This is a genomic window from Kitasatospora cinereorecta (genome assembly GCF_024172095.1).
In the GTDB taxonomy this organism is placed as follows: Bacteria; Actinomycetota; Actinomycetes; order Streptomycetales; family Streptomycetaceae; genus Kitasatospora; species Kitasatospora cinereorecta.
Map to the genome: position 1 here is coordinate 1431290 of NZ_JAMZDX010000002.1, position 23762 is coordinate 1455051.

Below are 23762 nucleotides of genomic sequence, written 5' to 3' on the forward strand. Positions count from 1 at the left end.
ATGACCGCCACAACAGCGCGGATCACCGCCGTCGACACCTATGACGTCCGCTTCCCGACCTCGCGGGAGCTGGACGGGTCCGACGCGATGAACCCCGACCCCGACTACTCCGCCGCCTACCTGATCCTGCGCACCTCCGCAGGCGGCCACGAGGGCCACGGTTTCACCTTCACCATCGGGCGCGGCAACGACGTCCAGGTCGCCGCCATCGACGCGCTGCGCGACCACGTCGTCGGACGGCCGGTCGCCGAGCTGTGCGCCGACCCCGGCTCGCTCTACCGCGACCTGATCGGTGACAGCCAGCTGCGCTGGCTCGGACCGGAGAAGGGGGTGATGCACATGGCCATCGGCGCCGTGGTCAACGCGGTGTGGGACCTGGCGGCCAAGCGGGAGGGCAAGCCGCTGTGGCAGCTCCTCGCCGACGCCGACCCGGCCTGGCTGGTCTCCCAGGTCGACTTCCGCTACCTCAGTGACGCGCTCACGCCCGAGGAGGCGTTGGCGCTGCTGCGCCGCGGCCGCCCGGGCGCCGCCGAGCGCCGTGCCGAGCTGCTGCGCCGCGGGTACCCCGCCTACACCACCTCGCCCGGCTGGCTCGGCTACTCCGACGAGAAGCTGACCCGCCTCGCCAAGCAGGCGGTCGCCGACGGTTTCACCCAGATCAAGCTGAAGGTCGGCGCCGACCTGGCCGACGACATCCGCCGCTGCCGCACCGCCCGCGAGGCCGTCGGCCCGGACCTCCGCATCGCGATCGACGCCAACCAGCGCTGGGACGTCGCCGAAGCGATCGAGTGGACCAACGCGCTGGCGGAATTCGACCCGTACTGGATCGAGGAGCCCACCAGCCCCGACGACATCCTCGGCCACGCCGCCGTCCGCCGCGGCGTCCACCCGGTCAAGGTCGCCACCGGCGAGCACGTCCAGAACCGCATCGTCTTCAAGCAGCTCCTCCAGGCCGGCGCGATCGACGTCCTGCAGCTCGACTCCGCCAGGGTCGCCGGCGTCAACGAGAACCTCGCGATCCTGCTGCTCGCCGCCAAGTTCGGGGTGCCGGTCTGCCCGCACGCGGGCGGCGTGGGCCTGTGCGAGCTGGTCCAGCACCTGTCGATGTTCGACTACGTCGCCCTGTCCGGCACCACCGAGGACCGGGTGATCGAGTACGTCGACCACCTCCACCAGCACTTCCTCGACCCGGTGGTGATCGACAACGGCCACTACCGGGCACCCACCGCCCCCGGCTTCTCCGCCGCCATGCACCAGGCGAGCATCGACACCTACCGCTATCCCGACGGCGCATTCTGGGCCACCGACCGGGCGCGCACGGATGCGGGGGAGCGTTCATGACCAGCGACCTCGACGGGCTCACCGCCCTGGTCACCGGCGGCGCCTCCGGCATCGGCCTGGCCACCGCCCGACTGCTCGGCGAGCGCGGAGCGAGGGTCGCCGTCCTGGACCTCGATCCGAGCGCGCTCGGCGAACCGCTGCGCGGCTTCACCGCCGACGTCGCCGACGACCGCTCGGTGCGCTCGGCCGTCGAGAGGGCGGCCGAGGCGCTCGGCGGAGTCGACATCCTGGTCAACAACGCCGGCATCGGCGCCGCGGGGACCGTGGAGGACAACCCGGACGAGCAGTGGCACCGGGTCCTGGACGTCAACGTGCTCGGCATCGTCCGCACCACCCGCGCCGCCCTGCCGTACCTGCGCCGATCGGCCTGCGCCTCCGTGGTCAACACCTGCTCCATCGCCGCCACCGCCGGCCTGCCGCAGCGCGCGCTGTACTCGGCCAGCAAGGGCGCGGTCCTGTCGCTCACCCTGGCCATGTCCGCCGACCACGTCCGCGAAGGAATCCGCGTCAACTGCGTCAACCCCGGCACGGTGGACACTCCGTGGGTCTCCCGGCTGCTCGACTCCGCCGCCGACCCGCAGGCCGAACGCGCCGCCCTGAGCGCCCGGCAGCCCACCGGACGCCTGGTCACCGCCGAGGAGGTCGCCGCCGCCATCGCGTACCTCGCCTCCCCGGCGGCCGGGTCCGTCACCGGCACCGCGCTCGCCGTCGACGGCGGCATGGCCGGCCTGCGCCTGCGACCGGAGCCGAAGCAGTGAACCCGCGCCACCGCCCGCTCGGCCGCAGCGGCGTCCGGGTCGGCGAACTCGCCTTCGGCGCCGCCGGCATCGGCAACCTGTTCACCCAGGTCACCGACGCCCAGGCCGAACAGGCCGTCGCCGCCGCATGGGAGGCAGGCGTGCGGTACTTCGACACCGCCCCCCACTACGGCCTCGGCCTGTCCGAGCGCCGACTCGGCGAGGCGCTGCGCAGCATGCCCCGGGACGAGTACACCCTGTCCACGAAGGTCGGACGACTGCTGGAGCCGACCCCCGTCACCGGCGGCGACGACCTCGCCAACGGCTTCGCCGTGCCCGCCACCCACCGCCGCGTCTGGGACTTCAGTGCCCAGGGGGTACGCCGCTCGATCGAGGACAGCCTGGAACGGCTCGGCCTGGACCGGATCGACATCGCCTACCTCCACGACCCCGACGACCACGCCGACCAGGCCCTCACCGAGGCCTACCCGGAGCTCGAACGGCTGCGCGCCGAGGGGCTGGTCGGCGTAATCGGCGTCGGCATGAACCAGGCCGAACTGCTCACCCGGTTCGTCCGCGACACCGACATCGACGCCGTCCTGCTGGCCGGCCGCTACAGCCTCCTCGACCAGCGCGGCCTGACCGAACTCCTGCCGCTGGCCCAGCAGCGCGGCGTCGGCGTCGTCATCGGCGGAGTCTTCAACTCCGGACTGCTCGCCGACCCGCGCCCCGGCGCCACCTTCGACTACACCACCGCCCCCGACGACCTGCTCGCGCGCGCCCTCGACCTCAAAGCCGTCTGCGAGAAGCACGGCGTGCCCCTGCGCGCCGCGGCCCTGCGCTTTCCGTTCGGGCACCCGGCCGTGGCGAGCGTCCTGGTCGGCACCCGTAGCGCCCGCGAGGTCCGGGACGCCGCGGACATGCTCCACCACCCCATTCCGGCGGCGCTCTGGGCAGACCTCAAGGACCGCGGACTGCTGCCCCCGGACGTCCCGACGCCCGAGGAGGTGACCTGATGCGCATCGCCCTGTTCATCACCTGCTTCAACGACACCCTGTTTCCCGACACCGGCCGCGCGGTGGTGACCGTCCTCGAACGGCTCGGCCACCAGGTCGAGTTCCCCGAAGCGCAGACCTGCTGCGGCCAGATGCAGTTCAACACCGGCTACCGGCCGGACGCGGTGCCGCTGGTCAGCGGGTTCGCCCGGACCTTCGGCGGGTACGACGCCGTCGTCACCCCGTCCGCCTCCTGCGCGGGCATGGTGCGCGACAACCACCCGGTGCTGGCCGAGCAGTACGGTCGTCGGCAGTTGCAGCAAGACGTGGCCGAACTCGTCCCCAGGGTGTACGAGTTCACCGAGTTCCTGACCGAGGTGCTGAAGGTCGAGGAGGTCGGAGCAGCGTTCCCCCGCCGAGTCGCCTACCATCCGACCTGCCACTCGCTGCGCGGGCTCCGGCTCGGCGACCGGCCCGAGCGACTGCTGCGCGCGGTCCGCGGGCTGGAGCTGGTCGAACTCCCGCGGGCTGACTCCTGCTGCGGCTTCGGCGGCACCTTCGCACTGAAGAACGCCGACACCTCGGCGGCCATGCTGGCCGACAAGACGGCCGCGATCACGGCGGTAGGAGCCGAGGTGCTGTGTGCCGCGGACAACTCCTGCCTGATACACATCGGCGGCGGCCTCTCCCGGCAGGGCTCGCCGGTACGCACGATGCATCTGGCCGAGATCCTGGCCGCCACGGAAGGAGACCGGGGATGACCGGAGCCATGGGCGCGCGCGGCGTGGTGTTCCTCGGCAGCCCCGCCTTCCCCGACGCGGCCCGCACGGCCCTCGCCGACGACCGGCTGCGCGCGAACCTGCGGCGGGCGACGACCACCATCCGTGACAAGCGCCTCGCCGCGACCGGAGAACTGGACGACTGGGAGGAGCTGCGAGCCGCCGGTGAGGCGATCAAGCGGCACACTCTCCGGCATCTCCCTTACTATCTCGAGCGGTTGGAGGAGTCGGTCACGGCCGCCGGCGGCACCGTGCACTGGGCGGCGGACGCGGCCGAGGCCAACCGGATCGTGACCGAGTTGATCCGGGCCACCGGCGCGACCGAGATCCTCAAGATCAAGTCGATGGCCACCCAGGAGATCGGCCTCAACGAGGCCCTCGCCGACGCCGGGGTCACCGCCTGCGAGACCGACCTGGCGGAGCTGATCGTCCAGCTCGGGGAGGACCGGCCGTCGCACATCCTGGTCCCCGCCATCCACCGGAACCGCGGCGAGATCCGCGACCTGTTCGCCGCCGAGATGGGCCACTGGGGCCGCCCCGCTCCCGAGGGGCTCACCGACGAGCCGGCCGCCCTGGCCGAGGCAGCGCGACTGCACCTGCGGGAGAAGTTCCTGCGCGCCGAGGTCGCAGTCTCCGGCGCCAACTTCGCCTGCGCCGACACCGGCACCGTCGCCGTGGTGGAGTCCGAGGGCAACGGCCGGATGTGCCTCACCCTGCCCGAGACCCTGATCACCGTCATGGGCATCGAGAAGGTACTGCCCGCCTTCACCGACCTGGAGGTCTTCCTCCAACTCCTGCCCCGCTCCTCCACCGGCGAGCGGATGAACCCCTACACCTCGCTGTGGACCGGCACCACGCCCGGCGACGGACCGTCCGCGTTCCACCTGGTGCTGCTCGACAACGGCCGCACCGACACCCTCGCCGACGAGGTCGGCCGACAGGCACTCCACTGCATCCGCTGCTCCGCCTGCCTCAACGTCTGCCCGGTCTACGAGCGCACCGGCGGTCACGCCTACGGCTCGGTCTACCCGGGGCCGATCGGAGCCGTGCTCACCCCCCAACTCGTCGGCGTGGAGCACGCGTCGAGTCTGCCGTTCGCCTCCACCCTGTGCGGGGCCTGCTACGACGCCTGCCCCGTGAGGATCAACATTCCGGAGGTGCTCACCCACCTGCGGGCCAAGGCGGTCGAGGCCAAGGCCGGGCACCGCCGCCTGCCCACCCTGGAGGCACTCGCCATGAAGGGTGCGACCGCGGTCCTGGTGTCACCAGCCCGGCTGGGGCTCGCCCAGCGTGCCGCCTCCCTCGGTGGGCGCCTGCTCTCCCGCCGGGGACGGATCGGGCGGCTGCCGGGACCGTTCCGCGGCTGGTCCGACACCCGGGACACGCCGGCACCCCCGGCCGAGTCCTTCCGGGCCTGGTGGCGCGCCAACCGCGCAGGAGGACAGCGATGAGCACCCGCGACACCATCCTCGGACGGGCCCGCGCGGCGCTCGGCGACGTCCCACCGGCCGAGCGCCCCGAGGAGGCCCCGATCCCGCGCGGCTACCGGCGCAGCCACGCCGATGTCCCGCTGGTCGAGCTGTTCGCCGAACGCGTGGCCGACTACCGCGCCACCGTGACCGTGGCCCCCGAGCATCAGGCCGCCCGGACCGTCGGACGACTGCTCGCCGACCGTGGTCTGACGCGGGCGGTGGTGCCGGACGGCTTCCCCGACGCGTGGCTGCCCGGCGGCACCTTCACCCGGCTCGGCGACGCGCCGCCGCGCACGCCCGCCGAGCTCGACGGCATCGGGGCGGTGCTCAGCACGTGTGCCGTCGCCATCGCCGTCACCGGCACGATCGTGCTCGACGCCGGGCCCGGCCAGGGCCGGCGCGCCCTGACCCTGCTGCCGGACTACCACCTCTGCGTGGTCCGCGCCGAACAGATCGCTGGGGACGTCCCCGAGGCCATCGCCCTGCTCGATCCCACCCGCCCCCTGACCTTCGTCTCGGGCCCGTCCGCCACCAGCGACATCGAACTCGACCGGGTGGAGGGCGTCCACGGCCCGCGCACCCTGGACGTCATCATCCTCACCAGCACGGAGGAAGCGTGAGAGTCGCCCTGCACACCCGCGTCCGGCCCGACCGGATCGATGACTACGAGACCGCACACCGGGCCGTGCCCGAGGAGCTGACGGACGCCATCCGCGCCGCCGGCGTCCACGCCTGGACGATCTGGCGCAGCGGCTGCGAGCTGTTCCACCTGCTGGAGTGCGAGGACTACGCGCGGCTGCTGGCCGAGCTGGAGCACCTGCCGGTCAACATCGCCTGGCAGGCCCGGATGGCCGACCTGCTGGATGTCGTCCACGACTACTCGACGGACGGGGCCGCGGCCGGACTGCCGGTGGTGTGGCAGCTGTGAACGGCCTGCCGATCGTCGACGCGCACCACCACGTCTGGGACCTCGCCGTCCGCGACCAGCCCTGGATCACCGGCGCGGCGCTCACCCCGTTGCGGCGCTCGTTCACGCTGGACGACCTGCGCCCCGAGGCCCAGGCGGCCGGTGTGACGGCGACCGTGCTGGTGCAGACCATCACGGTCACCGAGGAGACCCCCGAGTTCCTCGCCCTGGCCGACCGCGACCCGCTGGTCGCCGGGGTCGTCGGCTGGACCGACCTCACCGCCCCCGACGTCGCCGACAACCTCGCCCGACTGCGTGAACTCCCCGGCGGGAAGCACCTGGTGGGCATCCGTCACCAGGTGCAGGAGGAGCCCGACCCCGACTGGCTGCTGCGCCCGGACGTCCGCCGGGGCCTGCTGGCCGTGGCCGGGGCCGGTCTGGTGTACGACCTGATCGTCCGGCCGCATCAGCTGCCGGCCGCGATCGGCGCGGCCGCCGGCCTCCCCGGAGTCACCTTCGTCCTCGACCACCTCGGAAAGCCGCCCGTCGCCGGCGGACAGCTCCACCCCTGGGCCGACCGGGTGCGGCGCCTCGCCGCCCTGCCCAACACCGTCGCCAAGCTGTCCGGGTTGCTCACCGAGGCCGCACCCGGGGCCGGTGTCCGCGAGCTGCGGCCGTACGTCGACGTGGCCCTCGAGGCCTTCGGGCCCGACCGGCTGATGTTCGGATCGGACTGGCCCGTGAGCACCCTGGCTGCCGACTACCGGCGGACGGTCGGCATCGCCGACGACCTGCTCGCCGGGCTCGGCGCCGGGGAGCGGAACGCCGTGTTCTCCCGGACGGCGATCCGGCGGTACGGGCTGGCCCGCTGATCGGCCGTGCTGTGATCGCCTGATCGCTACGGCTGATCAGCACGGCCGCCGGGGCCCGGTCAGGGGCGGATCGCGGTCGCTCCGGGGAGAGCCGGCGGCAGCACCGAGCCCGACCCCAGCATCCCGCGCAGCCAGTCCTCCACACCGGCGACATGCACCGTGGTCCAGGCATGCGCCAGATCGGGCCGGCGGGCGGCGATGGCGTCCACGATCGCCCGGTGCTGCTCCCGGGTGCGCTGCACGGCACCCTCCTCGGTGATACCGCGCCAGATCCTGGCCCTGGTGGTGGGGCCGGAGAGCCCCTCCACCAGCGAGCAGAGCACCGTGTTGCCCGAACCGGCAGCGATCAGCTGGTGGAACTCCAGATCGTTGGCGATCAGCTCCTCCAGCGTGGCGTCGTCGGCCAGCCGGTCGAGCACGGCGCCCAGTTCGGCGATCGCCTCGTCCGACATGACCCGTGCCGCCAGCGCCGCCGCGGCGGGTTCCAGAATGCGGCGAACCTCCAGGAACTCCAGCACGGTGTCGTCCTGGTGGAACTCGACGACGAAACCCAGGGCGTCCAGCAGCAGATTCGGCTCCAGGCTGGTCACGTAGGTGCCGTCGCCCTGCCGTACGTCGAGCACCCGGATCAGGGACAGCGCCTTGACCGCCTCCCGCAGGGAGTTGCGGGACAGACCCAACCGGGCCGCGAGATCGGCCTCCTTCGGCAGCTTGGACCCCGGGCGCAGCTCGCCGCTGACGATCATCTCTTTTATCTTGTCGATCGCCTCATCGGTGACTGGCACACGCCCTGCCTCTCGTGGCAGCCGGACATCGGATCTCTTCATGATAGTCCCGTCGAACGACGGCCCGGCCGGAGGACAAGGACCCGCCCGGCGCGGGGGGTGGCTTCAGTCGGTCCGCCCGACACCGCGATCGGGTGCGCTCATGTCGCCCGTCCCGGGGATGCCGTCGGCGAGCCCATAGCGCAGGTGGACGGTGCCCTTCGGACTGGCCGCCGGCGGTTCGAGAAGGGTGACGTTCGTGGGCACCGCGCCACCGTCGAACACCTTCTTCCCGACGCCGAGGACGATCGGGTGCACCCAGAGGTCGAGGCGGTCGAAGAGCTTCTCGCGCAGGAGGGTCTGGACCAGGTTCAGGCTCCCGACGACCTTCACGTGCTCGTGCCGATCGCGGATCCCGCGCACCGCCTCGGCCAGATCCGGGCCGAGCTGCACGGATCCGGCCCACGAGAGGTCCGGCCGGCCGCGGGAGGCCACGTACTTCGGGACGCTGTTGAAGAGCGTGGCGATCTCGTTGTCCTCGCCGCCCTCCTGGTGCGGCCAGTAGCCGGCGAACAGGCCGTACGTGCGCCGGCCGAGCAGAAGGGCGTCCGTGCCCTCGTACGCGGCACCGATCTGCGCCCCGGTGACCTCGTCCAGCAGGGGTGCCTGCCAGCCGCCGAACGGGAACCCCACCGGGTCCTCGTCGGGGCCGCCGGGCGCCTGCCCGACGAGGTCGAGGGTCGCGAACAGTTCGATGTGGATGAGGCCCATGCCTTGCTCCCGGTGATCGGTCGGCTCGGTCGGAGGGGGCTGGACAGGTAGGACCCGTCGAACTCACCGCTGCGACGCCACCCCGGCCTCGCCCGGTGCGACGGTCACCGTCCCTTCGACTCCCTGCAGTAGTGCTCGGCAGGTACGCCGCGCTCCTTGATCCGGACCCGCATGTCCGAGTCGTGCTGGGCGGGGCACGACGGCCGGCCGGGGCCGGTGGCGACTCAACCACGACGGGCGTCGCCGTTGCCGGGCCGGCGGGAGGTGCGTCCGGTCCAGACGGGTTCGAGTTCGGCCCAGTAGCGCTGCCAGGCGGCCTCGGCTCGGTGGTCCAGGACGGTGAGCCGGTGGCCGAGTCCGCAGGTGGTGAGGACGGCCAGGCCGCCGAAGACGAGCAGGCCGAAGCAGACGGCGTCGGAAACGAGGTCGGCGGTGCTGGGCGGAGCGTCGGCGCGCTGCCCGCTGTCGCGCACCGGGATGCCCGTGGTGGAGCCCGCCCGGGTCGGCCGGGAAAGCCCGGCCGTGCCGGTAGCGGGCTGCCCGGCGGGGGAGGTCCACGTCGCGCCGGCCCGGTCGCGACCGGCCGCCGCGGCGCCGGTGCCGGCCGCGTACCGGGTGGCCGTGAGCAGGACGGTATCGGCACGGTGCAGGTGGCGTGGTGCCTTGGCGGCGTGGCGTTCGGCCGAGCCGAGCGCGGCCCGGGCGGACCCGGCGCCGAGCAGCGCCGCCGGACCGACAGCGACCGCGGCGAGGACCAGCGCGCGGCTGCGCGTGCGGTCGACCGCACGCGCGGAAGCCGGGATCAGTCGTGCGGGACCACGACGGCCGGGGCGGCGGAGTGGTGGATCACGGCGTGGGTGACCGGACCGAGCCGTATCCCCAGCGGGTGGTGGAGCCGGTCACGCCGCCCGACGACGACGAGCTCGGCTCCGGCGGAGGCGGCCACCACGGCGTTGGCGGCCCCGCCGATCCGGGTCTCGGCGATCACCTCGACGTTCGGGTGGGCGGCCCGGGCGGCGGTGAGCGCCTTGGCGAGCGCGGCCTGCTCGCTGCCGTCCTGGACAGCGAGGTCCACCTGGGGCGGCACCCAGCCGGGGGCCGTCCACACCGGCACCAGGTCCCAGCCGTGGACCGCCCGCACCCGTGCCCCGCGCCGGGCCGCCTCGGTGAAGGCGAAGTCCAGGACGGCGTCGGCGGCGTGGTGGCCGTCGACGCCGACGACGATCTCGCGGCGGTCCGGTCCGTCGGCGCCCGGCCCGCCCGGTCCGGCCGTCCCGTCCGCCCGGACCAGGACCACGGGAACGGTGGCGCGGGCCGCCACCGCCAGACCGACCGAGCCGGCCAGCAGCCCGGAGAAACCGCCCAGCCCGCGCGAGCCGAGAACGATCAGTTCCTGGTCCTCGCCCGCAGCGGCCAATGCGTCGGCCGGGTCGTCGCCGACCACGGCGGTCTCCACCGACAGCCCGGGGTGAGCCCGGCGGATCTCCTCGGCGGCGTCGGCCAGCGCCCGGAGCGCGGCCGGCCGTAGGCCGCCGGCCGGCAGGCCCTCGACGTTTGCGGCGCTCAGCCAGGGCCAGGCGTGCAGGATCCGCAGAACGGCGCCGCGGCGGACCGCCTCCTCGGCGGCCCACCGGACCGCGGCCTCACTCTGCGGCGACCCGTCGATCCCGGTCAGGACAGCGCGTGTCATCGTCGTTCCCCTCATCTCGGTCGGATGGTGTGCGGCCAGGACGCCTTCCGCTCCCCGCCGGGAGAACTCTGTCGGGACCGGCCCCGGCCGGCCCAGGGACCGACCGGTCCGACCTGAGGGCCGGTGGTCCCTGACCGCCGTCGGCCCCGGGCGGCCGATGCCCCTGCCCGGGCCCGCGACGTTCCGTCAGCCGGGCCGTCCGGCCGGGACCTCCGGCGCGCGGGGACGGGACTGCCGGCGGGCGGGACAGGGCCGTCGGTCCCTGGGAGGGGACGCGGCCGTTCTCCGAGGATCTTCACCGTGAGCGACGGCCCGACCGGTGCCCGTCCGCCTCCCCGAGCACCTCGCAAAGGAGCGCCTGATGTCCGCACACGGTCGCGGAGAATCCCCGCAGAGAACGGCGGATGACCGTCCGTCCGAGAAGAGCGGCGGCTTCGGCCTGCCCGCTGCGACCGCGCTGGTGGTCGGCAGCATCATCGGTACCGGCGTCTTCGCGCTGCCCTCCGCACTCGCCCCGTACGGGCCGATCGCGCTGGTGGCGTTCGTCCTGGTGACGATCGGCGCACTGGCGCTGGCGGTGACCTTCGGACGGCTGTCGGAGCGGGCGCCGGGCAGCGGCGGACCGTACGTCTACGCCCGCGACGCGTTCGGCGAGTTCGCCGGCTTCCTGACCGCCTGGTCGTACTGGATCACCGCCTGGGCCGGGAACGCGGCCATCGCGGTGGCCTGGGTCGGCTACGTGGAGGTGTTCGTCAACAAGGGCCACCACACGGCGGGTTCGATCGCGATCGCGCTGGTGGGGCTGTGGCTGCCCGCGCTGGTCAACCTCACCGGCGTGCGCGCCATCGGGGCCTTCCAGATCGTCACCACGGTGCTGAAGTTCCTTCCGCTGGCGTTCATGGCCACGATCGGCCTGCTGTTCATGAAGTCCGGGAACTTCGGGGCCTTCAACGCCGGTGGGACCTCGCCGGTCGGGGCGATATCGGCGGCGGGAGCGATCGCGCTGTTCAGCTACATCGGCCTGGAGACCGCCTCGGTGGCCGCCGGACGGGTCCGCGACCCGAGGCGCAACGTGCCGCGGGCGACGATCTACGGCACGCTGGCCTGCGCCGCGATCTACCTGCTGGGCACCCTGGCCGTCCTCGGCACCGTCCCGCACAGTGAACTCGGCTCCTCCACCGCCCCGTTCACCGACGCCGTGAACAACATCGCGGGCGGCCACTGGGCCGGCAACCTGGTCGCCGCCGCCGCGATCGTCTCCGGCATCGGCGCGCTCAACGGCTGGACCCTGATCTGCGCGGAGATGCCGATGGCCGCCGCCCGCGACGGGCTCTTCCCGGACGTCTTCACCAAGGTCCGGGGCCGTGGCGGGGTCCCGGCCTTCGGCATCGTCTCGGCGACCGTCCTCGCCTCGGTCCTCACCGTGGTCAGCTACACCCGCTTCACCCGGGTGTTCACCGAGATCGTGCTGCTGAGCGTGCTCACCGCCGTCATCCCGTACCTGCTCGCGGCGGCCGCGCAGCTGTACCGGCTGGTGCAGCGGAGCAGCGAGGAGACCGACCGGCGTCGCCTGGCCCGGGACGTGGTCGTCACCGTCGTGGCCCTGGCGTTCTGCTACTGGTCGATCCAGGGCAGCGGCTACCAGACCGTCTACTACGGCCTGTTCACCATCCTGCTCGGCATCCCGGTCTACATCTGGCTGAAGCGCCCGCGCACCGGCGCCGCCACGGACGCCGCCACCCGCACCCCGGTCGTCGGGATCGGCCCGGCCCGGGACGACGACCCGCTGCCGAAGGCGGCCCGCACCGCGGACACCGTGGGCCTGCCGACCATCCTCCGCCGCGCGCTGACGCCGCGCCACCAGCACTGAGAACCAGGGAGCACACCGCGATGTCCACTCTGCGTGTCGACTCGGAAGCCGGCCGGCTGCGCCAGGTGATCCTGCACCGCCCGGGCCTGGAACTGGCCCGACTCACCCCCGACAACGTCGACGAGCTGCTCTTCGACGACATCCTGTGGGCCAAGCGGGCCCGCGAGGAGCACGACGCCTTCGCCCAGGTGCTGCGCGACCACGGCGTGCGCGTCCACCACTACGCCGACCTGCTCGGACAGACCCTCGACCTGGCACCGGCCCGCGCCTGGCTGCTGGGACAGGTCGTCACCCCGGCCACCGTGGGCCCGGCCCTGGTCGAGCCGGTACGGGAGCTGTGCGAGCAACTCGACGGCGTCACGCTCGCCGAGTACCTGATCGGCGGCGTCCTCAAGGACGACCTGCCGATCCGCAAGCCCCACAGCCTGCTCTGGAACACCCTGGGCGCACAGGACTTCGCCCTCCCGCCGCTGCCGAACCACCTCTTCCCGCGCGACAACTCCTGCTGGATCGGCGCCCGCTACAGCCTCAACCCGATGGCCAGGCCCGCCCGGCGACGGGAGACCCTGCACACCGCGGCGATCTACCGCTTCCACCCGCTGTTCTCCGAGACCGCCCCGCCGCTGCTCGACGGCACCGACCCGGCCGGGCTGAGCCTGGAGGGCGGGGACGTCCACGTGATCGCCCCGGGCGTGGTCATGGTCGGGATGGGCGAGCGCACCACGGCCCAGGCCGTCGAACAACTCGCCCAGCAGCTCTTCCTGTTCGGCGCAGCGCACCGGCTGATCGCGGTCCGCCTGCCGGAACGGCGGGCGTTCATGCACCTGGACACCGTCATGACGATGATCGACCGGGACGCCTTCGCCGTCTACCCGGGGCTGGCAGGCGGCCTGCGCTCCTGGACCCTCACCCCCGCGCCCGAGCGGCCGAGCGGATTCGACCTCACCCCGGACACCGACCTCGCAACCTCCCTCGCCGAGGCGATCGGCGTGGACAAGGTCCGCTTCCTCTCGGCCGACCAGGACACCCGGGCCGCCGAACGCGAACAGTGGGACGACGGAAGCAACTTCCTCGCCCTCGGGCCCGGCGTCGTCGTGGGCTACGAACGCAACACCACCACCAACACCCACCTGCGCAAGCAGGGCATCGAGATCGTCACCATCGCCGGCTCCGAACTCGGCCGCGGCCGCGGCGGCCCACGCTGCATGAGCTGCCCGATCCAGCGCGATCCCGTCGACTGACCACCCCGAGGAGACTCCGTCATGACCGTCACCCTGCACGGCCGCCACTACCTGAGCGAGTTCGACTTCACCGCCGCCGAGATCCACCACCTGCTCGACCTCGCCGCCGAGCTGAAGGCCGCCAAACGGGCCGGTACCGAGACCCCGCGGCTGACCGGCCGCCGGCTCGCCCTGATCTTCGAGAAGAACTCCACCCGCACCCGTTGCGCCTTCGAGGTCGCCGCCGCCGACCAGGGCGCCACCACCACCTACCTCGGCCCCGACAGCTCCCACCTCGGCCACAAGGAGTCCGTCGCCGACACCGCCCGCGTGCTCGGCCGGATGTACGACGGCATCGAATACCGCGGCTTCGCCCAGGACACCGCCACCGAACTCGCCGCCCACGCGGGCGTACCGGTCTACAACGGCCTCACCGACGAGTGCCACCCGACCCAGAGCCTGTGCGACGTCTTCACCATGCGCGAGCACAGCGGCAGGCCACTGGAGCAGATCTCCTTCTGCTACCTCGGCGACGCCCGCAACAACACCGCCAACTCGCTGCTGGCGATGGGCAGCCTGCTCGGCATGGACGTACGCGTGGCGGCGCCGCGCGAGCTGTGGCCGCACCCGGAGCTGGTACAGGAGTGCCTGCTGATCGGCCAGGACAGCGGCGCCCGCCTCACCCTCACCGACGACGTCGCCGAGGCCGTGCGCGGCGCGGACTACCTCTGCACCGACGTCTGGGTCTCGATGGGCGAGGACCACAGCCACTGGAAGGAGCGCATCGACCTCCTGCTGCCGTACCAGGTCAACGCCGGGACCATGGCCGCGACCGGCAACCCGGACACCGCCTTCCTGCACTGCCTGCCCGCCCTGCACGACCGGCGCACCGACCTCGGCGCCGAACTCGCCGACCAGTACGGCTCGGACGGGCCGGACGGCCTCGAAGTCACCGACGAGGTCTTCGAGTCGCCCGCCTCACTGGTCTTCGACCAGGCCGAGAACCGGATGCACACCATCAAGGCTGTCCTCGTCGCCACCCTCGGGAGTCACTGACCATGCGCATCCTCGCCGCCCTCGGCGGAAACGCCCTGCTCCAGCGCGGGGAACACCCCGACGCCGCCGTCCAGCAGCACCACGTGCACGACGCGGCCCGCTCGCTGGCCGAACTCGTCCTCGCCGGGCACGAGTTGGTGATCACCCACGGCAACGGGCCGCAGGTCGGCCTGCTCGCCGCCGAGAGCGAGGCCGACCCCGCCCTGACCGTGCCCTACCCGCTGGACGTCGTCGGAGCCGAGACCCAGGGCATGATCGGCACCCTGCTCGCCCGTGAACTGGCGACCCTGCTGCCCGGGCGGACCGTGACCGCGCTGATCACCCACACCGAGATCGACCCGCACGACCCGGCGTTCCGACAGCCGGGCAAGTTCATCGGCGGGCAGCTCACCGACCGTCAGGCCAGGCTGATGGAGATCGAACGCGGCTGGACCACCGCCCGCGACGGCGCCCGGCTGCGCCGCACGGTGCCCTCGCCCCGGCCCGTCGCGGTCACCGAACTGCCGGCGATCCAGGCCCTGGTGGCGACCGGAACCGTGGTCATCGCGGCCGGAGGCGGCGGTGTGCCCGTCGTCCGCGACCCGGACACCGGACGGATCCGCGGCGTCGAGGCCGTGGTCGACAAGGACCTCACCGCAGCCCTGCTCGCCGAACAGCTCGACGCGGACGCCCTGCTGATCCTCACCGATGTCACCCACGTGTTCAGCCGTTTCGGTGCCGCACACCCCGGCCCACTCACCACCGTCACACCCGGGCAGCTGCGCGAACTCGACCTGCCCGAGGGCTCGATGCGGCCCAAGGCCCGGGCCGCCGCCAACTTCGCGGATCGCACCGGCCGCGTTGCCGTCATCGGCCCCCTCGACGACGCCCTCGGCGCGCTCCTCGGCACCACCGGCACCACCGTCCGCGCGCTGCCGCCGGCCCGCGAAGCGGGACAGAGGTCACGGCCCGCGGGACCTTCGGCCCTCGGCCCGGTCGCACCCCGCACGGCAGTCTGAACCCACCAGGAAAGGAAGCGCGATGAACCGTCTGCACACCCGGCCCACCACCGACCTCACGGTGGTGACCCGCGGCGAGGTCAGCCTGGCCGCTCCCGACTACGCCCGGTCGAAGATGCTCGCCGTGCTGGACCGACTGGACGAACCGGTCCTCGCCGCCCGGGTGAAGCTCACCCAGGAGCCCAACCACGCGGTCGCCAGGCCTTCCGTCGCCCAGGCGCTCGTCGACCTCAACGGCAGGCCGGTACGGGCCCACGTCGCGGCCGCCACCATGCAGGAGGCGATCGACCTGCTTCAGGACCGGCTGAACGCCCGCATCGCCCGCGTCCGCGACCACCGCGACCACCGCGAGCCGCACCGCCACCGCGGGACGGCGCCGACCGCCTGGAGCGACCCCGGCCGGGACGGCCACCGCCCGCAGCGCCGCACCTCCGGTGGCGACGACCCGCGGATCGTCCGGCACAAGTCCTACAGCCTGGCGCGACAGACCGCCTGGGAGGCGGTGTTCGAACTGGAGGCGATGGACTACGACTTCCACCTGTTCACCGACGCGGTGAGCGGCCGCGACAGCGTGGTCCACCGGGACGCCGCCCACGGCGGCTACCGCCTGGCCACCGCCGACCCGCAGGCCGCGCCCGTGCCGGGGCTGCCGGCGAGCACGGCCGGAGCGCCGGAACTCGCCGTCGCCGACGCGGTCGATCTGCTGGACCTGAGCGGCGTGCCGTTCGTGTTCTTCACCGACGCCGCCTCCGGCCGCGGAAACGTGCTGTACCACCGCTACGACGGCCACTACGGCCTGATCACTCCCGCGCTGTAGCGGCGCGGGTCCGGCCCGGCGGCCGTGGGGGGCCGGCCGGGCGCGGTACGGAGAACCGGGGACGGCGTGGGGGCCGTCCCCGGTTCTCGCTGCTTCCCGCCCCGGTAGGACGCCGGACACCGGTCCCCGGAATGCACCACCCGTCGATGCGGCCCGCAGGGAAGCGGGACACGGGGTGCCTCCCGGGGAATCCGGGACTGGGGCCGCTGGTCCCGCCCGGGGGCCGGAATCGTGGCCCGGTCGGCCCTGTGTCCGTCCGACCGCGGAGGGTGACGATGGGTGCGTGCCCGTCGCGAAGCCGACCGGGCCGGCTCGACACCGAGGGGGGCCGTTGAGGAGACGATCACCATGGACCTGCCCGTCGCCGTCGGGATCGACGGCTCCGAAGCCAGCCTGGCGGCCGCCGACTGGGCCGCCCGCGAGGCGCTGCTGCGCGACCGACCGCTGCGCGTCCTGCACGCCCTGCCGCTGATGCCCCACCTGCTTCCCGCCCGGGCCGCGGCCGACCGGCCCGCCGGTGACCTCCTCCACGAGGTGGAGCACATCCTGGCGGTGCGCCATCCGGGCCTGCGGATGCGGACCGAGGAGGCCCACGACGCCGCCACCGCCGCGCTGCTCGCCGCGGGCGAGGACGCCGAGTTGATGGTGCTCGGAGCACGCGGGAGCGGCGGCTTCCCGGAGCTGCGCGTCGGCTCGACCACTCTGCAGCTCGCCGCGAGGACCGGATGCCCGATCGTGGTGCTCCCGGCGGAACCCCCCGGCCCGCACCTGCGTGAGCACGTGCTGGTGGGTGTGGACGCGCGCCGGCCCGCGGAGGCCGCCCTCCGGTTCGCCTTCGCGGCCGCCGACCGCTACGGACTGCCGCTGCGGGCCGTCCACGCCGCACCCGTCCCGCCGGGCGACCGCGGCGGCGAGGCCGCGCTGCTGGCCGCGGCCCTGGAACCCTGGAGGACGGCCCACCCCGAGGTCGAACTCCACGAGGACGTCGAGCACGCCGGGCCGGGCCGCGCCCTGGTGGAGGCTTCCGCCAAGGCCCGGTTGCTGGTGCTGGGACGCCGCCCCGTCGGCCCGGTGGTCCTGCTCGGCCCGGTCGCCCACGCGGTCCTGCACCACGCCGCCTGCCCGGTGGCCGTGGTACCCGGGACGTGAGCCAGGGCCGACCCCGGGACCTTCGGTACCGGGCCAGGGCTGCCCGGCCTCTGTGGCCGGCAGGTGCCGGTCCGCGAACCTGTTCGGCGGACACGAGGTTGCGCGCAACGGTGCCGCGCGACCACCGGACGAAGGAGGTCTGATCATGGTTCAGTCCGTGGTGGTGGGAGTCGACGGATCCGCGGCGAGCGAGGCCGCGGCCGGGTGGGCGGCCGAGCAGGCTCACCGCACCGGCCGGTCCCTGCGGATGATCCACGCCGGGGTGCCGGAGGCCAGGCCGGCGGAGCAGCCCGCAGAGCGGGCCGAGTCGCTGCCGGAGCCGCTCCGCGCGCTGCGCGACCGCCTCGCGGCGGCGCTGCCGGAGTCGGCCGTCTCCTGCGAGCAGGTGCCGGGCGACCCGGCCTACGCGCTGGTCGCCGCCGGAGAGCGGGCCGGACTGCTGGTGCTCGGCTCGCGCGGCCTCGGCGGCTTCGCGGGGCTGCTGGTCGGCTCGGTCGGGCTCCGGGCGGCGGCGCACGCCGCCTGCCCGGTGGTCCTGGTCAGGGCCGACGGCGAGGGCGGCGAGGACGGTGAGGTGGTCGTCGGGGTGGAGGGTGGCCGGCCCTGCGACGAGGCGCTCGCCTTCGCCTTCGAGCAGGCGGCCGGGCGCGGCGTCCGACTGCGGGCCCTGCAGAGCAGCCCCCCGCCCGCCGGGCCCTACGACACGGAGGCCCCACTGGACCAACGGGAGATCAGGGACTCCCTGGCGGCGAGCGAACTGGTCCGCCTTCAGGACGCGCTGGGACGCTGGCGCGACAAGTTCCCCGCGGTGCCGGTCGAGGCCGAGGTGACCGCCGCGCCCGCCGCCCGAGCACTGACCGAGGCGTCCCGCAGCGCCTCGCTGGTCGTGGTGGGACGTCGCCTCCGGCACACCCGGGTGGCCGCGCCCATGCTGGGCCCGGTGACGCACGCCGTGCTGCACCACGCGCACAGCCCGGTCGCGGTGGTGCCGCACGTCTGAGAGACCCGGAGCCCCCGACACCTGACGCCGCGCCGGACGGCCGTGGCACCGACCGTCACCGGTCCGTGCCACGGCCGTCCGGCGTTCCGCCGGGGGCGGAAGGACCCGCGGACCGGCTGCCGACGAGGGACCTTCGGCCGGCGGGCGTGCCCCGATTGGCCGCCGCTGCGGGCCGCGCCGCACCGGGAGGCTGTCGGTGAAAGGCCGAGCGGACACCCGCGGCGGCCGCCGATCCGGACGAGCCAACCGAAAGGTGGTCCAGCCATGACCCGCCGCCCGCACACCGAGCAGCCCCCCGCTCCGGACGATGCCCCGAGGGCCGTCGCCGCCCTCGTGGCGGATGCTCTGACCGCCCTTCAGGACTACGCAGACTTCACCCAGGACCAGGTCGACCACATCGTCAAGAAGGCGTCCCTGGCCGCCCTGGCCCGCCACACCGGCCTCGCGGCCCTGGCGATCGAGGAGACCGGACGCGGGCTGTTCGAGGACAAGGCGGTGAAGAACGTCTTCGCCTGCGAGAACGTCACCCATGCGATGGCGCGGACGAAGACGGTCGGGGTGGTGCGCCGGGACGAGATCGACGGGATCGTGGAGATCGCCGAACCGGTGGGTGTCGTCGCGGGCATCACCCCGGTCACCAACCCCACCTCGACCACGATCTTCAAGTGCCTGCTCGCGCTGAAGACCCGCAATCCGATCGTCTTCGCCTTCCACCCCGCGGCGCAGCGCTGCTCCGCCGAGGCGGCCCGGACCGTGCGGGACGCGGCGGTGGCGGCCGGGGCGCCGGAGCACTGCATCCAGTGGATCGAGGAGCCCTCGATGGCGGCCACCCACGCGCTGATGAACCATCCGGACGTGGCGACCGTCCTCGCCACCGGCGGCAATGCGATGGTCCGCGCCGCGTACAGCTGCGGCAAGCCGGCCCTCGGCGTGGGTGCGGGCAACGTCCCCGCGTACGTGGAGAAGAGTGCCGATCTGCGGCGTGCCGTGAACGACATCGTGCTGTCGAAGACCTTCGACAACGGCATGATCTGCGCCTCCGAGCAGGCCGTGATCCTGGATGCGGAGATCCGCGACGCCGCGCTCGCCGAGTTCCGGAAGTTGAAGGCGCACCTCGCGAGCGTCGAGGAGAAGCTGCTGCTGGAGCGCCACCTGTTCGGCGTCGGTGAGGGCCTCTCCTGCGCCGGGGACCGGCTGAACGCGGAGGTGGTCGGCCGGTCGGCGGCGCAGATCGCTGAGGCCGCCGGCTTCGAGGTGCCGGCCGACACCTCGGTCATCCTGGTGGAGGCCGAGTGGGTCGGACCGTCCGAGCCGCTGACCCGCGAGAAGCTCTGTCCGGTGCTGGCCGTGCTGACCGCCCCCTCGCGCCGCATCGGCGTCGAACTCGCGGCCGCGATGGTCGAGTTCAACGGCCTCGGGCACTCGGCGGCGGTCCACACCGAGGACGGGGCGTTCGTCGAGGAGTTCGGGCACGCGGTCAAGGCGTGCCGGATCATCTGGAACGCGCCGAGCTCGCAGGGCGGGATCGGCGACGTCTACAACGCCTTCCTGCCCTCGCTGACCCTCGGCTGCGGCAGCTACGGGCACAACTCGGTGTCCGGGAACGTCTCGGCGCTGAACCTCGTCACCATCAAACGGATCGGGCGGCGCAACACCAACATGCAGTGGTTCAAGGTCCCGCCGAAGATCTACTTCGAGCGCAACTCGGTCCGCTACCTCGCCGACATGCCGAACGCGCACCGGATCGTGATCGTCACGGACCGGACCATGGTCGAGGTCGGCCACCTGGAGCGGATCAGGTCCGTCCTGGACCGCCGTCAGGAGCCGGTCGAGGTGCGGGTGGTCGACTTCGTCGAGGCCAACCCCAGTATCGACACGGTCCGCAAGGGCGCCGAGCTGATGCGCGACTTCCGGCCCGACACCGTCATCGCGCTCGGCGGCGGCTCGCCGATGGACGCCGCCAAGGTGATGTGGCTGATGTACGAGCACCCGGAGGTCGACTTCGCCGACCTCAAGGAGAAGTTCTTCGACATCCGCAAGCGCGCCTTCACCTTTCCCGACCTGGGGGAGAAGGCGAAGCTGGTGTGCATCCCGACCACCGCCGGCACCGGATCCGAGGTCACCCCGTTCGCGGTGATCACCGACACCGCCACCGGCCAGAAGTACCCGCTGGCGGACTACGCGCTCACCCCGAGCGTGGCCGTCGTCGACCCGGCCCTGACCACGCGCCTGCCGAAGGAGGTCACCGCCGACTCCGGCTTCGACGCCCTGACCCACTGCATCGAGACCTATGTCTCCGTCTACGCCAACGACTTCACCGACGGCCTGGCGCTGCAGGGCATCCGGCTGATCTTCGACCACCTGGAGCGGGCCGTCCTCGACGGGCCCAACGACCCGGTGGCGCGGGAGAAGATGCACAACGCCGGCACCATCGCCGGCATGGCCTTCGGCTCGGCCTTCCTCGGTGTCGTGCACGCCATGGCGCACACCCTGGGCGCCACCTTCCACATCGCCCACGGCCGCACCAACGCGATCCTGCTGCCGCACGTCATCCGCTACAACGGCTCCGCGCCGTCCAAGGTGACCAGCTGGCCCAAGTACCGGAGCTACATCGCCCCCGAGCGCTACCAGGCGATCGCGCGGATGCTCGGCCTGCCCGCCGACACCCCCGGGCAGGGCGTCGAGTCGCTCGCCGCCGCCGTCGAGGATCTGCGGGACCGGGTGGGCATCCCGCGCTCCTTCAAGGAGGCGGGAGTCGACGAGGCGGCCTTCATCGAGGCCCTGCCGCAGCAGGCGATGAACGCGTACGAGGACCAGTGCGCCCCGGCCAACCCCCGCATGCCGATGCTCGCCGACATGGAGCAGCTGATGCTCCAGGCCTACCGCGGCGTCCGCGACTGAGGGCCGACCGAGGACCAACGGCCCGGCCCCGAGGGCCTCACGGCCCCGGGCCGGGCCCCACACCCGAGCGCCACGATGGTGGCGAGGACATCACGACGGGAGCAGCGAACATGACGGTCCGGCAGACGGAGACGGCCACCCGCGGAGCCTGGGACGGCTTCCGGGGCGGGCTGTGGCGCGACGCGATCGACGTGCGCGACTTCATCCAGCACAACTACACCCCGTACCACGGCGATGCCGCCTTCCTGGCCGGCCCGACCGAGCGGACCCTGGCGGTCTGGAAGCAGATCACCGACCGCCTGCCCGAGGAGCGCGCCAAGGGCGTGTACGACATCGCGTACGACGTCCCCGCGGGCATCACCGCACACGCTCCCGGCTGGATCGACCGGGAGAAGGAGCTGATCGTCGGCCTGCAGACCGACGCCCCGCTGAAGCGCGCGATCATGCCCAACGGCGGGTGGCGGATGGTGGCGGGCGCGCTGAGGACCTACGGCTACCCCGTTCCGCCGGAGCTGGAAAAGGTCTTCACCGCGTACCGCAAGACCCACAACGACGGCGTCTTCGACGCCTACACCCCGCAGATCCTGGCCGCCCGCAGGGCCGGCATCATCACCGGCCTGCCCGACGCGTACGGGCGGGGCCGGATCATCGGCGACTACCGGCGGGTCGCCCTCTACGGCGTGGACCGGCTGATCGAGGCCAAGCGGGTCGAGAAGTCCCAGCTGGACGACCTGCCCCAGGACCCGGCCCGGCTGGAGGAGGTGATCCGCGAGCGCGAGGAACTCGCCGAGCAGATCCGCGCCCTGGGCGAGCTCAAGGCGATGGCCGAGGCGTACGGGTACGACCTCTCCGGCCCGGCCGGCACCGCCCGCGAGGCGGTCCAGTGGCTGTACTTCGCCTACCTGGCGGCCGTGAAGGAGCAGAACGGCGCCGCGATGTCGCTCGGCCGCACCTCCACCTTCCTCGACGTCTACCTCCAGCGCGACCTGGAGGCCGGCCTGCTGACCGAGGAGCAGGCCCAGGAGCTGGTCGACGACTTCGTCATCAAGCTGCGGATCGTGCGCTTCCTGCGCACCCCCGAGTACGACGAGCTGTTCTCCGGCGACCCGACCTGGGTCACCGAGTCCATCGGCGGTGTCGGCGAGGACGGCCGACCCCTGGTCACCCGCGCCTCCTTCCGCTACCTGCAGACCCTGTACAACCTCGGCCCCGCCCCGGAGCCGAACCTGACCGTCTTCTGGTCGCCCCGGCTGCCCCGCGGCTTCAAGGAGTTCTGCGCCAAGGTGTCGATCGACACCTCCGGCATCCAGTACGAGTCGGACGAGCTGATGCGCCCGCGCTTCGGCGATGACACCGCCATCGCCTGCTGCGTCTCCGCGATGCCGGTCGGCCGGCAGATGCAGTTCTTCGGCGCCCGGGTCAACCTCGCCAAGACCGTGCTGTACGCGATCAACGGCGGCCGCGACGAGGTCTCCGGCGCCCAGGTCGGTCCGGAGAGCGGGCCGATCACCGGCGAGGTGCTGGACCACGGCGAGGTCGTGGCCAGGCTCGACCGGCAGCTGGACTGGCTGGCCGCCACGTACGTGCACGCGCTCGACGTCATCCACTACATGCACGACAAGTACGCCTACGAGCGCCTCGAGATGGCCCTGCACGACCGGGACGTCCGGCGCACGCTGGCCTGCGGCATCGCCGGCCTCGCGGTCGCGGCGGACTCGCTCTCCGCCATCCGGTACGCGACCGTGCGGCCCGTACGGGACGACAGCGGCCTGGTGGTCGACTACCTGGTGGAGGGCGAGTACCCGGCGTACGGCAACAACGACGACCGGGCCGACGCGATCGCGGTGTGGCTGGTCGAGGAGTTCATGCGCAAGGTGCGCAAGCACCCGACCTACCGGGGCGCCGAGCACACCCAGTCGGTGCTGACCATCACCTCCAACGTCGTCTACGGCAGGAAGACCGGCAACACCCCGGACGGCCGCCGGGCCGGGGAACCGTTCTCCCCGGGCGCCAACCCGATGAACGGCCGCGACCGCCACGGCTACGTCGCCGCCGCCCTGTCGGTCGCCAAACTCCCCTACGAGCAGGCCGAGGACGGCATCTCGCTCACCAACACCGTCACGCCGGACGCGCTCGGCCGCACCGACGAGGAGCGGATCGCCAACCTGGTCGGCGTGCTCGACGGCTACACCACCTGCCGCGGCTTCCACATGAACGTCAACGTCCTGAACCGGGACACCCTGCTGGACGCCATGGAACACCCCGAGAACTACCCCCAGCTGACCATCCGCGTCAGCGGCTACGCGGTCAACTTCGTCCGCCTCACCCGGGAACAGCAGCTCGACGTGGTCAACCGCACCTTCCACGACGCGCTGTAGTCCCGCTCACCCGCACGCGGTGCCGGCCCCTCCCCGACCACGGGC

21 protein-coding genes are annotated in these 23762 nt (G+C 72.9%); 17 read left to right on the forward strand and 4 right to left on the reverse strand.

The window, feature by feature from the left end; genetic code table 11:
- Genes FHR36_RS13170 through FHR36_RS13205 form a run of 8 tightly spaced genes read left to right on the forward strand, consistent with a single transcriptional unit; the run spans position 1 to position 7103 of the window.
- Positions 1 to 1341: an L-fuconate dehydratase gene (locus tag FHR36_RS13170; protein ID WP_253796590.1), complete on the forward strand. Its 1341-nt coding sequence runs from the start codon at positions 1 to 3 to the stop codon at positions 1339 to 1341.
- Positions 1338 to 2099 (forward strand): SDR family NAD(P)-dependent oxidoreductase, encoded by a 762-nt coding sequence (locus tag FHR36_RS13175; RefSeq protein ID WP_253796591.1) that lies wholly within the window; start codon positions 1338 to 1340, stop codon positions 2097 to 2099. Before FHR36_RS13170 ends, FHR36_RS13175 begins: the two co-directional genes overlap by 4 nt.
- On the forward strand, positions 2096 to 3094 hold the full coding sequence (locus tag FHR36_RS13180; protein WP_253796592.1) for an aldo/keto reductase: 999 nt from the start codon (positions 2096 to 2098) through the stop codon (positions 3092 to 3094). Before FHR36_RS13175 ends, FHR36_RS13180 begins: the two co-directional genes overlap by 4 nt.
- Entirely contained in the window at positions 3094 to 3834 is a 741-nt protein-coding gene (locus tag FHR36_RS13185; RefSeq protein WP_253796593.1) for a (Fe-S)-binding protein, read from the forward strand. Before FHR36_RS13180 ends, FHR36_RS13185 begins: the two co-directional genes overlap by 1 nt.
- On the forward strand, positions 3831 to 5303 hold the full coding sequence (locus FHR36_RS13190; protein WP_253796594.1) for a lactate utilization protein B: 1473 nt from the start codon (positions 3831 to 3833) through the stop codon (positions 5301 to 5303). Before FHR36_RS13185 ends, FHR36_RS13190 begins: the two co-directional genes overlap by 4 nt.
- Entirely contained in the window at positions 5300 to 5944 is a 645-nt protein-coding gene (locus FHR36_RS13195; RefSeq protein ID WP_253796595.1) for a LutC/YkgG family protein, read from the forward strand. The genes FHR36_RS13190 and FHR36_RS13195 overlap by 4 nt, the downstream gene beginning before the upstream one ends.
- A complete protein-coding gene (locus tag FHR36_RS13200; protein ID WP_253796596.1) occupies positions 5941 to 6252 on the forward strand; it encodes an L-rhamnose mutarotase in 312 nt (103 codons plus the stop codon). The genes FHR36_RS13195 and FHR36_RS13200 overlap by 4 nt, the downstream gene beginning before the upstream one ends.
- Positions 6240 to 7103 (forward strand): amidohydrolase family protein, encoded by an 864-nt coding sequence (locus FHR36_RS13205; RefSeq protein WP_407660822.1) that lies wholly within the window; start codon positions 6240 to 6242, stop codon positions 7101 to 7103. Before FHR36_RS13200 ends, FHR36_RS13205 begins: the two co-directional genes overlap by 13 nt.
- Before the next feature lie 59 nt (positions 7104 to 7162).
- Here the strand turns inward: FHR36_RS13205 and FHR36_RS13210 are convergent, their stop codons facing one another.
- The 4 genes from FHR36_RS13210 to FHR36_RS13225 all read right to left on the reverse strand — a co-directional run bounded on the left by FHR36_RS13210 (position 7163) and on the right by FHR36_RS13225 (position 10328).
- The gene (locus FHR36_RS13210) at positions 7163 to 7888 is read right to left on the reverse strand and encodes a FadR/GntR family transcriptional regulator (RefSeq protein WP_253796598.1); all 726 of its coding nucleotides are present in this window, start codon (positions 7886 to 7888) and stop codon (positions 7163 to 7165) included.
- A gap of 105 nt (positions 7889 to 7993) precedes the next feature.
- A complete protein-coding gene (locus tag FHR36_RS13215) occupies positions 7994 to 8638 on the reverse strand; it encodes a dihydrofolate reductase family protein (RefSeq protein ID WP_253796599.1) in 645 nt (214 codons plus the stop codon).
- A gap of 224 nt (positions 8639 to 8862) precedes the next feature.
- Positions 8863 to 9111 (reverse strand): hypothetical protein, encoded by a 249-nt coding sequence (locus tag FHR36_RS13220; RefSeq protein ID WP_253796600.1) that lies wholly within the window; start codon positions 9109 to 9111, stop codon positions 8863 to 8865.
- 329 nt (positions 9112 to 9440) lie between these two features.
- Entirely contained in the window at positions 9441 to 10328 is an 888-nt protein-coding gene (locus FHR36_RS13225; protein ID WP_253796601.1) for a universal stress protein, read from the reverse strand.
- Between the two features lie 460 nt (positions 10329 to 10788).
- Here FHR36_RS13225 and FHR36_RS13230 point away from each other — a divergent pair, with 460 nt between their 5' ends.
- The 9 genes from FHR36_RS13230 (at position 10789) to pflB (ending at position 23717) form a co-directional block, all read left to right on the forward strand.
- Entirely contained in the window at positions 10789 to 12198 is a 1410-nt protein-coding gene (locus FHR36_RS13230; RefSeq protein ID WP_253796780.1) for an amino acid permease, read from the forward strand.
- Positions 12199 to 12218: 20 nt separating this feature from the next.
- On the forward strand, positions 12219 to 13439 hold the full coding sequence (locus FHR36_RS13235; RefSeq protein ID WP_253796602.1) for an arginine deiminase: 1221 nt from the start codon (positions 12219 to 12221) through the stop codon (positions 13437 to 13439).
- Between the two features lie 21 nt (positions 13440 to 13460).
- Positions 13461 to 14474 carry an ornithine carbamoyltransferase gene (gene argF / locus FHR36_RS13240; RefSeq protein ID WP_253796603.1) on the forward strand — a complete coding sequence of 338 codons (1014 nt, stop codon included), beginning with the start codon at positions 13461 to 13463 and terminating at the stop codon, positions 14472 to 14474.
- Between the two features lie 2 nt (positions 14475 to 14476).
- Complete coding sequence (locus FHR36_RS13245; protein ID WP_253796604.1) at positions 14477 to 15472, forward strand: carbamate kinase; 996 nt, start codon at positions 14477 to 14479, stop codon at positions 15470 to 15472.
- A 22-nt stretch (positions 15473 to 15494) separates the two neighbouring features.
- The gene (locus FHR36_RS13250; protein WP_253796605.1) at positions 15495 to 16289 is read left to right on the forward strand and encodes a ribosome hibernation promotion factor; all 795 of its coding nucleotides are present in this window, start codon (positions 15495 to 15497) and stop codon (positions 16287 to 16289) included.
- Positions 16290 to 16637: 348 nt separating this feature from the next.
- Positions 16638 to 17438: a universal stress protein gene (locus tag FHR36_RS13255; RefSeq protein ID WP_253796607.1), complete on the forward strand. Its 801-nt coding sequence runs from the start codon at positions 16638 to 16640 to the stop codon at positions 17436 to 17438.
- A gap of 145 nt (positions 17439 to 17583) precedes the next feature.
- Positions 17584 to 18438, forward strand: coding sequence for a universal stress protein (locus FHR36_RS13260; RefSeq protein WP_253796609.1), 855 nt, complete (start codon positions 17584 to 17586; stop codon positions 18436 to 18438).
- Positions 18439 to 18702: 264 nt separating this feature from the next.
- The gene (gene adhE / locus FHR36_RS13265) at positions 18703 to 21339 is read left to right on the forward strand and encodes a bifunctional acetaldehyde-CoA/alcohol dehydrogenase (RefSeq protein WP_253796611.1); all 2637 of its coding nucleotides are present in this window, start codon (positions 18703 to 18705) and stop codon (positions 21337 to 21339) included.
- Positions 21340 to 21449: 110 nt separating this feature from the next.
- On the forward strand, positions 21450 to 23717 hold the full coding sequence (pflB, locus tag FHR36_RS13270; protein ID WP_253796613.1) for a formate C-acetyltransferase: 2268 nt from the start codon (positions 21450 to 21452) through the stop codon (positions 23715 to 23717).
- The last annotated feature ends 45 nt before the right edge of the window (positions 23718 to 23762 follow it).